This window comes from Amnibacterium flavum, from assembly GCF_003097495.1.
In the GTDB taxonomy this organism is placed as follows: domain Bacteria; phylum Actinomycetota; class Actinomycetes; order Actinomycetales; family Microbacteriaceae; genus Naasia; species Naasia flava.
Map to the genome: position 1 here is coordinate 847,242 of NZ_QEOP01000002.1, position 13,329 is coordinate 860,570.

General features: G+C 68.3%; 7 protein-coding genes and 1 tRNA gene. 6 read left to right on the forward strand and 2 right to left on the reverse strand.

Features of this window, described 5'->3' with window-relative positions; genetic code table 11:
• The first annotated feature begins 171 nt into the window (after window positions 1–171).
• The 3 genes from gltB to pyk all read left to right on the forward strand — a co-directional run bounded on the left by gltB (window position 172) and on the right by pyk (window position 7,739).
• Complete coding sequence (gltB, locus tag DDQ50_RS11710) at window positions 172–4,713, forward strand: glutamate synthase large subunit (protein WP_116757422.1); 4,542 nt, start codon at window positions 172–174, stop codon at window positions 4,711–4,713.
• Between the two features lie 68 nt (window positions 4,714–4,781).
• The gene (locus DDQ50_RS11715) at window positions 4,782–6,239 is read left to right on the forward strand and encodes a glutamate synthase subunit beta (RefSeq protein ID WP_116756893.1); all 1,458 of its coding nucleotides are present in this window, start codon (window positions 4,782–4,784) and stop codon (window positions 6,237–6,239) included.
• Window positions 6,240–6,284: 45 nt separating this feature from the next.
• On the forward strand, window positions 6,285–7,739 hold the full coding sequence (gene pyk, locus DDQ50_RS11720) for a pyruvate kinase (protein WP_116756894.1): 1,455 nt from the start codon (window positions 6,285–6,287) through the stop codon (window positions 7,737–7,739).
• Window positions 7,740–8,364: 625 nt separating this feature from the next.
• Here the strand turns inward: pyk and DDQ50_RS11725 are convergent.
• Window positions 8,365–8,447: transfer RNA gene (locus DDQ50_RS11725), tRNA-Leu, on the reverse strand.
• Window positions 8,448–8,499: 52 nt separating this feature from the next.
• Between DDQ50_RS11725 and DDQ50_RS11730 the strand changes: the two genes are divergently transcribed.
• Both DDQ50_RS11730 and DDQ50_RS11735 read left to right on the forward strand, forming a co-directional pair.
• Window positions 8,500–9,108 (forward strand): ANTAR domain-containing response regulator, encoded by a 609-nt coding sequence (locus tag DDQ50_RS11730; protein WP_116756895.1) that lies wholly within the window; start codon window positions 8,500–8,502, stop codon window positions 9,106–9,108.
• Between the two features lie 27 nt (window positions 9,109–9,135).
• Window positions 9,136–10,056, forward strand: coding sequence for a DUF6578 domain-containing protein (locus DDQ50_RS11735; RefSeq protein WP_116756896.1), 921 nt, complete (start codon window positions 9,136–9,138; stop codon window positions 10,054–10,056).
• A gap of 68 nt (window positions 10,057–10,124) precedes the next feature.
• Here the strand turns inward: DDQ50_RS11735 and DDQ50_RS11740 are convergent, their stop codons facing one another.
• On the reverse strand, window positions 10,125–10,553 hold the full coding sequence (locus tag DDQ50_RS11740; RefSeq protein ID WP_116757423.1) for a PaaI family thioesterase: 429 nt from the start codon (window positions 10,551–10,553) through the stop codon (window positions 10,125–10,127).
• 81 nt (window positions 10,554–10,634) lie between these two features.
• On the opposite strand from DDQ50_RS11740, the gene polA reads away from it, so the two are divergent.
• Window positions 10,635–13,328 (forward strand): DNA polymerase I, encoded by a 2,694-nt coding sequence (polA, locus tag DDQ50_RS11745; RefSeq protein WP_116756897.1) that lies wholly within the window; start codon window positions 10,635–10,637, stop codon window positions 13,326–13,328.
• The last annotated feature ends 1 nt before the right edge of the window (window position 13,329 follow it).

Consider the following 13,329-nt stretch of genomic DNA (forward strand, 5'->3'; position numbering starts at 1 on the left):
TCTGCAGACAGAATGGTGCCGAGGCCTCACCGATAACGGTGCCTCGAACATCTCTCAAACCGCTCTCATCGAGAAACCCGTGAGGAGGGACCGTCGATGAACCCGCACTCCGCTTCCCGCAGCACCACCGCATCGCGCGAGATCCCGTCGCCGTTCCGCCAGTTCTCCACCATGCCCGAGCAGTCCGGCATGTTCGATCCGACCAACGAGCGCGACGCATGCGGTCTCGCCATGGTCGCGACCATGCGCGGCACGGCGGGGCACGACATCGTCGATGTCGCCCTCGGCGCACTCCGCAACCTCGAGCACCGCGGTGCGGTCGGGTCCGACGCCGGCACCGGCGACGGTGCAGGGATCCTCACCCAGATCCCCGACGAGTTCCTCCGGGCCGTCGTCGACTTCGACCTGCCGCCCGTCGGGCAGTACGCCGTCGGACTCGGCTTCCTGCCGACCGGTGAGGCGGAGCGCGCCGCGCTCAAGTCCGCGGTCGAGCGGATCGCCGACGAGGAGAGCCTCACCGTGCTCGGCTGGCGCGAGGTCCCGCACGAGCCCGACGAGATCGGCAACCTCGCGCGCGGCGCCATGCCCGCGTTCGAGCAGGTCTTCGTCGCGAGCCAGCGCCACGACGTCTCGGGCGTGCCGTTCGAGGGCCTCGCGCTCGACCGTCAGGTCTACCGCCTGCGCAAGCGGGCGGAGCGCGAGCAGGGCGCCTTCTTCTGCTCCCTCTCCTCCCGCACCCTCGTCTACAAGGGCATGGTGACGACGCTCCAGCTCGAGCCGTTCTACCCCGACCTGTCCGACGAGCGCTTCGCGACCAAGCTCGCGCTCGTGCACTCCCGCTACTCGACCAACACGTTCCCGTCCTGGCCGCTTGCCCAGCCGTTCCGCGTCATCGCCCACAACGGCGAGATCAACACGGTCCAGGGCAACCGCAACTGGATGCGCGCGCGCCAGTCCCAGCTCGAGAGCGAGCTGATCGGCGACATGGCGCCGCTGCTCCCGATCGTCACCCCGGGTGCGAGCGACTCCGCCTCGTTCGACGAGGTGGCGGAGCTGCTCAGCCTGTCCGGCCGCTCGCTGCCGCACTCGATCATGATGATGGTGCCCGAGGCGTGGGAGAACAACCCCGCCATGGACGCCGAGCGTCGCGCGTTCTACGAGTACCACTCGATGCTCATGGAGCCATGGGATGGCCCCGCCGCCCTGGTCTTCACCGACGGATCGCTCGTCGGCGGAACCCTCGACCGCAACGGTCTGCGTCCCGGCCGTTTCGTCGTCACCGACGACGGACTCGTCGTCGCGGCGAGCGAGATCGGCGTGCTCGACATCGACCCCGCCAAGGTGGTCCGCAAGGGCCGCCTGCGTCCCGGTCGCATGTTCGTCGTCGACACCGTCGAGGGCCGCATCATCGAGGATGACGAGATCAAGGCCGAGCTCACCGCGCTCCGGCCGTGGGAGAAGTGGCTCGCCGAAGGTCGCATCAACCTCAAGGACCTCCCCGAGCGCGAGCACATCGTGCACACCCCGGCCTCGGTCGTGCGCCGTCAGCGCACGTTCGGGTACACCGAGGAGGAGGTGCGGATCCTTCTGACCCCCATGGCCAAGGCGGGTGCGGAGCCCCTCGGCGCGATGGGATCGGACACCCCGATCGCGGTGCTCTCCGAGCGTCCGCGTCTGCTGTTCGACTACTTCACCCAGCAGTTCGCGCAGGTGACCAACCCGCCTCTCGACTCCATCCGCGAGGCCGTCGTCACCTCGCTCGGGTCCGGACTCGGTCCCGAGCGCAACCTGCTCGACGCAGGACCTCAGCACGCCCATCAGGTCGCGCTCGACTTCCCCGTCATCGACAACGACGAGCTGGCCAAGATCCAGCACATCGACCCGTCGCCCGGAAGTGCGATGACCACCACGATCCGCGGCCTTTACCGGGTCGACGACGGCCCGCAGGCCCTCGAGCGCCGGCTCGCCGCCATGTGCGACGAGGTCGACCACGCGATCGACCACGGTGCGCGGTTCATCGTGCTCTCGGACCGCGACTCGACGAGCGACCAGGCCCCGGTGCCGTCGCTGCTGATGACCGCGGCCATCCACCACCACCTGATCCGGCGCGAGAACCGCATGAAGGTCGGCCTCGTGATCGAGGCGGGCGACGTGCGCGAGGTCCACCACGTGGCGCTGCTCATCGGCTACGGGGCGTCGGCCGTCAACCCGTACCTCGCGATGGAGACCTGCGAGCAGCTCGTCCGCAGCGGGATGATCACCGGTGTCACGCCCGAGAAGGCCGTGAAGAACGTCATCAAGGCGCTTGGCAAGGGCGTTCTCAAGATCATGTCGAAGATGGGCATCTCGACGGTGTCCTCCTACGCCGCCGCCCAGACGTTCGAGGCCGTCGGTCTGGCGAAGGAATTCGTCGACCAGTACTTCACCGGAACCGTCACGAAGCTCGGCGGCGTCGGCATCGACGTCATCGCATCCGAGAACGCATCCCGCCACGCGGCCGCGTACCCCACGGACCCGGCGGCGCTCGCGCACGAGCGGCTCTGGGACGGCGGCGAGTACCAGTGGCGCCGCGACGGCCCGCCGCACCTGTTCAACCCCGACACGGTGTTCCGGCTGCAGCACTCGACGCGCAACCGGCGCTACGACATCTTCCGCGAGTACACCGCGCTGATCGACGAGCAAGCGGAGCGCCTCATGACGCTGCGCGGACTCTTCTCGCTGCGCACCGGCGTGCGCCCCGAGGTCCCGCTCGACGAGGTCGAGCCGATCGAGAGCATCGTCCGCCGGTTCAACACCGGCGCGATGAGCTACGGCTCGATCAGCGAGGAGGCGCACGAGACCCTCGCGATCGCGATGAACAGCATCGGCGGACGCAGCAACACGGGTGAGGGCGGCGAGGACGTCGCGCGTCTTCTCGACCCGCAGCGGCGCAGCGCGATCAAGCAGGTGGCGTCCGGCCGGTTCGGCGTCACGAGCATGTACCTGACTCACGCCTCCGACATCCAGATCAAGCTCGCGCAGGGCGCCAAGCCCGGCGAGGGCGGCCAGCTGCCCCCGGGCAAGGTGTACCCGTGGATCGCGCGCACCCGGCACGCGACACCCGGAGTCGGCCTCATCTCGCCGCCGCCGCACCACGACATCTACTCGATCGAGGACCTCAAGCAGCTCATCTTCGATCTGAAGCGCGCCAACCCCGAGGCTCGGGTCCACGTCAAGCTGGTCAGCCAGAACGGCATCGGCGCGGTTGCCGCGGGTGTCGCGAAGGCCAAGGCCGACGTGGTCCTCGTTTCCGGCCACGACGGCGGAACGGGCGCCAGCCCGCTCAACTCGCTCAAGCACGCGGGCACGCCGTGGGAACTCGGCCTCGCCGAGACCCAGCAGACCCTCATGCTCAACGGTCTGCGCGAGCGGGTCGTGGTGCAGGTCGACGGTCAGATGAAGACCGGGCGCGACGTGATCGTCGCAGCCCTGCTCGGCGCGGAGGAGTATGGTTTCGCGACCGCTCCTCTCGTCGTCGAGGGCTGCATCCTCATGCGCGTCTGCCACCTCGACACCTGCCCCGTCGGCGTAGCGACCCAGAACCCCGAGCTGCGCAAGCGGTTCACGGGCAAGCCCGAGTTCGTCGTCAACTTCTTCGAGTTCCTCGCGCAGGAGGTGCGCGAGTGGCTGTCGAAGCTCGGCTACCGCTCGCTCGACGAGATCATCGGGCGCAACGACCTGCTCGACGTGCACCGCGCCATGGCGCACTGGAAGGCCGACGGTCTCGACCTCGAGCCGATCCTGGTCGGCCCGGAGTTCTCCGCCGAGGAGCCGCGCATCGGTCGCGTCGCGCAGGACCACGAGCTCGACGAGCACTTCGACAACCTGCTCATCCGGCGCGCAGCCGACGTCCTCGACCACGGGGGCGAGTTCTCGATCGACCTGCCCATCCGCAACACCGAGCGTGCGGTTGGCACGATGCTCGGACACGAGGTGACGAAGCGCCACGGTGAGCACGGTCTGCCCGACGGGTCGATCGACGTCACCCTGCGCGGATCCGCCGGGCAGTCGCTCGGCGCGTTCGTCCCCGGCGGGATCACCCTCCGCCTCATCGGCGACAGCAACGACTACGTCGGCAAGGGACTCTCGGGCGGGCGCATCGTGCTCCGCCCGGCCGAGACCGCGGGCTTCGTCGCCGAGGAGAACGTCATCGCCGGGAACGTCATCGGCTACGGCGCCACCCAGGGCAGCATGTTCATCCGCGGGATCGTGGGGGAGCGCTTCATGGTGCGCAACTCCGGCGCGACCGCCGTCGTCGAAGGCGTCGGCGACCACGCCCTCGAGTACATGACCGGTGGTCTCGTCCTCATCCTCGGCTCCACCGGGCGCAACCTGGGCGCCGGCATGTCCGGCGGCACCGCGTACGTGCACCGACTCCGCACCGAGGACGTCAACCGCGACGCCCTGTCGGAGGGCGAGCTCGAGCTGCGCGAACTCGACTCCGCCGACCTCGAGATCGTGCGCGACCTGCTCAGCGAGCACCTCGCCGAGACCGGGTCCGCCGTCGCGGAGCGCATGCTCGCCGACTTCGAGACCGCGGCCACCGAGTTCGTGAAGGTCCTGCCGCGCGACTACGCGGCGGTTCTCGCGACCCGCAGCGACGCCGTCGCCGAGGGACTCGACCCGGACGGCGACGTCGTCTGGACCCGCATCCTGGAGGTGACCGGTGGCTGAGCTCGTTCTCGTCCGGAGCGGTCCGACCGCAGGTGTCCCAAGCCTTCTTTTCCCGAGGAGTGTTCTGAATGGCTGATCCGAAGGGCTTCCTCAAGGTCCAGAAGCGGGAGCTGCCGAAGCGGCGTCCCGTTCCCGTCCGCATCCAGGACTGGAAGGAGGTGTACGAGCATCAGGAGAGCGGTGAGCTGCGCCGGCAGGCGGGTCGCTGCATGGACTGCGGCATCCCGTTCTGCCACCAGGGCTGCCCGCTCGGCAACCTGATCCCCGAGTGGAACGACCTCACCTGGCGCGGCGAGGGACGGCAGGCGATCGACCGTCTGCACCTCACCAACAACTTCCCCGAGTTCACCGGCAAGCTGTGCCCCGCCCCCTGCGAGGCGAGCTGCGTGCTCGGCATCAACCAGCCTCCGGTGACCATCAAGCAGGTCGAGATGACCATCGCCGACGACGCCTACAGCAACGGGTGGGTCGAACCGCACCCGCCGCAGCGGCTCACCGGCAAGACCGTCGCGGTCGTCGGGTCCGGTCCTGCCGGCCTCGCCGCTGCGCAGCAGCTGACCCGTGCGGGCCACACCGTCGCCGTCTACGAGCGCGACGACCGCATCGGCGGCCTCCTGCGCTACGGCATCCCCGAGTTCAAGATGGAGAAGCGCTACCTCGAGGCCCGCCTCGGGCAGATGCTCGCCGAGGGCACCCGGTTCCGCGCCGGCGTGAACATCGGCGTCGACATCACCTGGGACGACCTGCGTGCCCGGTACGACGCCGTCGTCGTCGCGACCGGTGCCACCGTGCCGCGCGATCTGCCCATCCCCGGTCGGGACCTGAACGGCATCCACTTCGCCATGGAGTACCTCGTGCAGGCCAACAAGGTCGTCGCGGGCGACGAGGTCCCCGATCAGATCACGGCCGAGGGCAAGCACGTCATCGTCCTCGGCGGCGGCGACACGGGTGCGGACTGCCTCGGCACCGCGCACCGCCAGCTGGCCGCATCCGTCACCACCCTCGCGATCGGCAAGCAGCCCCCGCACGAGCGGCCCGAGACTCAGCCGTGGCCGACCTTCCCGACCCTCTTCGAGGTCGCGTCCGCGCACGAGGAGGGCGGCGACCGCGAGTACCTCGCCTCCACCGTCGAGTTCATCTCCGACGGAGAGGGCAACGTCAAGGGCCTGCGCGTCGCCGAGACCGAGTACCTCGACGGCCGTCGTGTTCCGAAGGCGGGCACCGAGCGTGAGATCCCCGCCGATCTCGTGCTCCTCGCGCTCGGATTCACCGGTCCCGAGTCCGATGACCTCGACACGCAGTTGCGCGTGCCGTTCGACGGCCGCGGTAACGTGGAACGCGGTGGTGACTACCAGACCAGCCAGCCGGGCGTCTTCGTCGCGGGTGACGCCGGTCGCGGCCAGTCGCTCATCGTGTGGGCGATCGCCGAAGGCCGTGCGGCTGCGGCAGCGGTCGACACGTACCTCGAAGGTGAGACCGAACTGCCGTCACCGGTACGTCCCACCGACCGCGCCATCGCGGTCTGACACCTGACTTCACTTCCCACAAGAGCCCGGAGGACAAGACCCCGAATGAGACGCGCCAAGATCGTCGCAACGCTAGGCCCCGCGACCGCGAGCTATGAGCAGATCAGAGCCATCGTGGACGCCGGCGTCGACGTCGCCCGCCTCAACCTGAGCCACGGCAGCTATGACGTCCACGAGGGCGTCTATGCGAACGTGCGCAAGGCCTCGGAGGACAGCGGCCGCGCGGTCGGCGTCCTCGTCGACCTGCAGGGTCCGAAGATCCGCCTCGGCCGTTTCTCCGACGGGCCGCACGAGCTCGCAGAGGGTGACATCTTCAAGATCACCGTCGAGGACATCCCCGGCACCAAGGACATCGTCAGCACCACGTTCAAGGGGCTCCCGCAGGACGTCGCTCCCGGCGACTTCCTGCTGATCGACGACGGCAAGGTCCGCGTCGAGGTCGTCGAGACCGACGGCGTCGTCGTCACCACCAAGGTGATCGTCGCGGGGCCCGTCTCGAACAACAAAGGCATCAACCTGCCCGGTGTCGCCGTCAACGTGCCTGCCCTGTCCGAGAAGGACGAGGCGGACCTGCGCTGGGGCCTGAACATCGGCGCCGACATGATCGCCCTGTCGTTCGTCCGCAACGCCAGCGACATCGAGCGCGTGCACGAGATCATGGACGAAGAGGGCCGCCGTGTCCCCGTCATCGCGAAGATCGAGAAGCCGCAGGCCGTCGATGCGCTCGAGGAGATCATCGAGGCGTTCGACGCCATCATGGTCGCCCGCGGCGATCTCGGTGTCGAGCTGCCCCTCGAGGCCGTTCCGATCGTCCAGAAGCGCGCCGTCGAGCTGTCCCGCCGCATGGCGAAGCCGGTCATCGTCGCCACGCAGATGCTCGAGTCGATGATCCACAGCCCCGTCCCGACCCGTGCGGAGACCTCCGACGTCGCCAACGCCGTCCTCGACGGTGCCGACGCGGTCATGCTGTCCGGCGAGACCAGCGTGGGGGAGTATCCCGTCGTCACGGTGCAGACCATGGCCCGCATCGTCGCCTCCACCGAGGAGCACGGGCTGGAGCGCATCCCCCCGCTCGGCACCAAGCCGCGCACCCAGGGCGGCGCGATGACCCTCGCGGCAGCCGAGGTCGCCGACTTCGTCCAGGCCAAGTTCCTCGTCGTCTTCACCGAGTCCGGCGACTCCGCGCGCCGGATGTCGCGACTCCGGTCGTCCATCCCGATGAAGGCGTTCACGACCTCCGAGTCCACGCGCGACAAGATGTCCGTCATCTGGGGCATCGAGAGCTACGTCGTCGACCGGGTGACCCACACGGACGAGCTCATGCACCAGGTCGACGAGGTCCTCCTCCGCGAGAAGCTCGTCGAGATCGGCGACAAGGTCGTCGTCATCTCGGGATCCCCTCCTGGAATCCCCGGCTCGACGAACGACGTCCGCGTCCACCGCATCGGTGACGCGGTCCAGGCGGTCGTCCCCGCCTGGCAGAACGGCCACGCCGACTGACCCGAGAAGCCCGAAAAAGCGGCGGTCCCCACAAGGGGGACCGCCGCTTCGCCATTCCCGAACTCGAATATTCCGGGCGCATACGCACCTTCCGGCGTACGCACCCGTCCGGAACGTGCGTCCTCGCCCCGCCAAGGTCGGGCGTTCCGGCGCGCCGCGCACGTTGCGGCCGGCCCCGCACGCCGCAACGTGCGCGCACGACGTCTTGTCCACGGTTCTAGAACCGGAGCGCCGCTTCCGGCGAGTGCGTGCGCCGGCCTCGCCAAGCCCTGATGGCTGGGGCGCGAAAGAGCTGGCGCTCCTTCGCTGCCGCGGTCGTTGCGCGAACCCCGCCCCACCGGCACGGCCGCCACCTCGCTCCGCGCCGCGTCGGAACCGGCGCGGTGAGGACCCCTGCAGTGTTTTCTCGATCCACCGTCGACCCATGAGAAGAGGCGTCACCCTTCGGGCGGCGCCTCTTCTCATGTACCGGTGGTGGGACTCGAACCCCGCCCCACCGGCACGGCCGCCACGCCGCTCCGCGCCGCGTCGGAACCGGCGCGGTGAGGACCCCTGCAGTGTTTTCTCGATCCACCGTCGACGCATGAGAAGAGGCGTCACCCTTCGGGCGGCGCCTCTTCTCATGTACCGGTGGTGGGACTCGAACCCACATGCCCTTTCGGACAAAGCATTTTGAGTGCTCCGCGTCTGCCATTCCGCCACACCGGCCCGAACCCAACCGTGAGGTCGGCCGCGGTCAGAATACCGTAGGCTCAGAAACGTGTCAGACCCTGTTGCCAACTCCTCAGCACCGCGCCGCGTCGTCGTAGCAGAAGACGAATCGCTCATCCGCCTCGACATCGTCGAGATCCTGCGCGACAACGGATTCGAAGTCGTCGGCGAAGCAGGCGACGGTGAGACCGCCGTCGCACTCGCAACAGAACTGCGCCCCGACCTCGTCATCATGGACGTCAAGATGCCTCAGCTCGACGGCATCTCCGCCGCTGAGCGACTGAGCAAGAACCACATCGCCCCTGTCGTCCTCCTCACGGCGTTCAGCCAGAAGGAACTCGTCGAGCGCGCCAGCGAGGCCGGCGCTCTGGCCTACGTGGTCAAGCCGTTCACCCCCAACGACCTGCTGCCCGCCATCGAGATCGCGCTCAGCCGCTACCAGCAGATCGTCACCCTCGAAGCCGAGGTCGCCGACATGGTCGAGCGCTTCGAGACCCGCAAGCTCGTCGACCGCGCCAAGGGACTGCTCAACGAGAAGATGGGCCTCAGCGAGCCCGACGCCTTCCGTTGGATCCAGAAGGCCTCGATGGACCGCCGCCTCACCATGCGCGACGTCGCTCAGGCGATCATCGAGCAGCTCTCCGCCGCCAAGAAGTAGGTCCGAGCGCACCTCGCGCCGAACCAGATGCTGATCGAGGTCAAGGTCGCCGGCTGGGAACAGCGGTGCTGCGGGGAGGCCTTTGCGGTCGGCGGTGTCGGAAGCTGGAACGTCATCGCGGACGATCCTGCGCAGACGGTCCACCTCTCGACATTCCACACGGAGCAGCACGGCCAAGCCGAGCCGGAAGTCCCGAACTGGTCTGTCGAAGGCACCATCAGAGCGATCGACGGGCTGGTGGGGCAGCATGCGCGCGTTCCCGGCCGACCGGGAATGCTGGTGTGGGCCGAGGACCGCTCGAAGTCCTATCCGATGGAATCCGTGACGGCCGAGGGCGAGGATGACGACCAGTACTACGACACCTACCTCGTCACCCTCGAGGTCCCCGATGACTTCCTACTCCCGGACTACGTCGAATCGGAGTGGTCCATCCGGCGGCGTGAGGCAGAGGCGGCGAGACGTGCGAGGTCTCGAGCGGCGATGACGGATGAGGTGGGGCGTGAGCTCGAGGCACTCGCCGATCAAGCGCAGACCCGCTTCGCTCGCGCAGCTGACATCCTGCGCGACACCGATTCGTCGGCGATCAGCTTTCGCCCGCATGCGCAGTACACCGCCGACCTTCACTGGGCCCGCGTTGACGACCAGGGGCCCGACCTGATCCAGGTCGAAGTCGCCGACGGGTCGTGGACGATCCCCGCTTCGCTGGAGTCAGTCGCCGAGCTGCGGGGGGTTCTCGAATCGGCCTCCGCAGGCCGGGTCGAGGAGAGATTTGAGGGACGGCCGGTCCTCGGACTGATCACGACCGTGACGATCCGGGACTTTCGGTCGGATGTCGATCGAGGATCGGATCTGAAGGCCGGTGGCCGGGAGCGCAAGTGGGTTTCGACCCCTGGCTCGATGGACTCGCGGAAGACGTCCGGAGTGCGGATCTTCCGTCCGTGGAGCTGAGCGCGCGCACGTTGCGGCGTGCGGGGCGGGCCGGAACGTGCGCGCTCGCCCGGAACGCCCGGCTTGGGTCAGGCTTCGCGGACGAGGTTCGTCATCCGCACCGTCGAGAGGCGGCGGCCCTGATCGTCGCGGATGACGATCTCGTGGGTGGCGAGAGTCCGGCCCAGCACGAGGGCGTCGCACGTCGCCGTGACCCAGCCCTCCGTCACCGAACGGGAATGCGTGGCGTTGATCTCGATTCCGACCACGTAGCGCTCGGGGCCCGCGTGGATGGCCGACGACACCGAGCCCAGCGTCTCGCCCAGCACCACGTGCGCGCCGCCGTGCAGCAGCCCGATGACCTGCGTGTTCCCCTCGACCGGCATCCGTGCCACCGAGTGCTCGGCCGACAGTTCGAGGAACTCGATGCCCATCTTCTTGGCGAGGGCGCCGCCGTCGCTGTCGAGGAGGCGCGCCCGCAGTTCGGGGTGCAGATCGTCCGGCACTTTGGTGGTCATCGCGGTCCTCATCACACGCCGCGATCGATGCATCTGAACGACGGCGAATGCCGTGTCGGCGGCCGCGGCTAGGCTGGCAGGGTGTCAGAGAGCGACAAGCCTACCCTTCTGCTGATCGACGGCCATTCGCTCGCGTTCCGCGCGTTCTACGCCCTCCCGGTCGATAGTTTCCAGACCTCCGACGGTCAGCACACGAACGCCATCCACGGCTTCCTGTCGATGCTGCTCCTCCTTCTGCAGAAGGAGAAGCCCACCCATCTCGGCGTCGCGTTCGACATCTCGCGGCACTCGTTCCGCACCCGTGACTACCCCGAATACAAGGGCACCCGTGGCGAGACGCCGTCCGAGTTCGTCGGCCAGGTCCCGCTCCTGCAGGACGCCCTCAAGGCCATGAACATCGTCACGATCACCAAAGAGGACTACGAGGCCGACGACGTCATCGCGACCCTCGCCCGTCAGGGCCGCGAGCAGGGGTACCGGGTCCTCGTCGTCTCGGGCGATCGCGACACGATTCAGCTCGTCGGCGACGACGTGACTCTGCTCTACCCCTCGGGGCGTCAGGGCGGGGTCTCCGATCTGACCCGTTACGACACCGCGAAGGTCCGCGAACGCTACGGGATCGAACCCTGGCAGTACCCCGACGTGGCAGCCCTCGTCGGCGAGACGAGCGACAACCTCATCGGCATCGACAAGGTGGGGGAGAAGACAGCCGTCAAATGGCTCGGCCTCTACGGAAGCCTCGATGGCATCCTCGAGCACGCCGACGAGATCAAGGGCGTCGTCGGCAACAACCTCCGGGAACAGCGGGATCGGGCCGAACGCAATCGTCGCCTCAACCGACTCGTCGACGATGTCGAGCTCCCCGCGGGGCCGGCCGACCTCGCCCGCGGTCCGATCGACCACGCCGCGGTGCGCGAACTCTTCGCTCGCCTCCAGTTCCGTACGCTCCTCGAACGGGTCATGAAGCTCGAAGGCGGTGAGGACGCGTCGTCGGCGGGCACTCTCGAGGGGGCCATCGAGCAGGAACCGAGTACCGCGCCGCCGGCACCTCGCCCGCAGACCGAGCTCCTCGACGAAGAGCTGGGAGCCTGGCTCACCCGGCAGAGCGAGGCGAACCCGGGTGGTCTGGGCCTGACCGTCGAGACGACGGGCGGGCAGGTCACCGGTATCGGTGTCGCCAGCCAGACCGAGTCGGTTCTTCTCAACTGGATACCTGGCCGCACCGATTACGCACCGCTCGAGACGTGGCTCGCGAGCGACGCGCCGAAGGTCATGCACGACGCCAAGACTCAGCTCAAGAGCCTCCGCCGTGCAGGGCTCGCACTCGGGGGGCTCGCCTTCGACACCCTCGTAGCCGGTTGGCTGCTCCGCCCCAGCGGCATCGACAAGACCCTCGCCGACATCGTGCTGCGCTACCTTTCGGAAACGCTGCCGGTCGCCGACCCCAATCAACTGGTCCCCGAAGACGACGCCGACACCAGCGTGGCAACCTACGCCTGGTTCACCGTCCGCGCGGCCGAGACCCTCCGCGAGGTGCTCGACGAGCGCGACCTGGGTGTGCTCACCGACATCGAGCTCCCCACCCTGCAGGTCCTCGCCACGATGGAACTCGACGGAGTCGCCATCGATGCCGACCTCCTTCGCGGGCTCGGCGGCGATCTCTCGGTCAAGATCGAGGCGCTGGCGACCGAGGCGTTCGGAGTTCTCGGCCACGAACTCAACCTCGGCTCACCCAAGCAGCTTCAGCAGGTGCTCTTCGAAGAGCTCGGCATGCCCAAGACCCGTGCCACCAAGACCGGGTACTCGACCGACGCCGACTCCCTCGCCGACCTCATGGATCGCAACCCGCACCCGTTCGTCGATCTGCTGCTCCAGCACCGCGACGCCACGAAGCTGCGACAGATCATCGAGACGCTGGAGCGCGGCATCGGCTCCGACGGGCGGATCCACACCACCTACGTGCAGACGGGCACCACGACCGGGCGCATCTCGTCCAACGACCCCAACCTGCAGAACATCCCCATCCGCGCCGAGGAGGGCCGACGCATGCGCGCCGCCTTCGTCCGCGGCGACGGCTTCGACACCCTCCTGACCGCCGACTACTCTCAGATTGAGATGCGGATCATGGCGCACCTCTCGCAGGACGCCGGGCTCATCGAGGCCTTCCAGGGTGGCGAGGACCTGCACCGCTTCGTCGGTTCGCGGGTGTTCGGCGTCGACCCCGTCGACGTCACTCCCACCATGCGCACGAAGGTGAAGGCCATGTCCTATGGCCTCGCCTACGGTCTCAGCGCATTCGGACTCTCCAAGCAGCTGCGCATCGAGACGAGCGAGGCGAAGCAGCTCATGACCGAGTACTTCGCCCGCTTCGGCGCAGTCCGCGACTACCTCCGCAACGTCGTCGAACAAGCCCGAGCCGACGGGTACACCGAGACCATCCACGGCCGTCGCCGCCCCTTCCCCGATCTGACGAGCGCCAATCGGGTGCTCCGCGAGAACGCCGAGCGCGCCGCGCTCAACGCACCCATCCAGGGCACGGCGGCCGACATCATGAAGATCGCGATGATCGCCATCAACGCCGACATGCAGCAACGCGAACTGCGCTCGCGCATGCTGCTCCAGGTCCACGACGAACTCGTGTTCGAGGTCGCCGACGGCGAACGCGACGAGCTCGCCGCCATCGTCACCGACCGCATGGCGAACGCCGCCGAACTCCGGGTCCCGCTCGAAGTCCAGGTCGGACTCGGCGACAACTGGGACGCCGCCGCGCACTGAC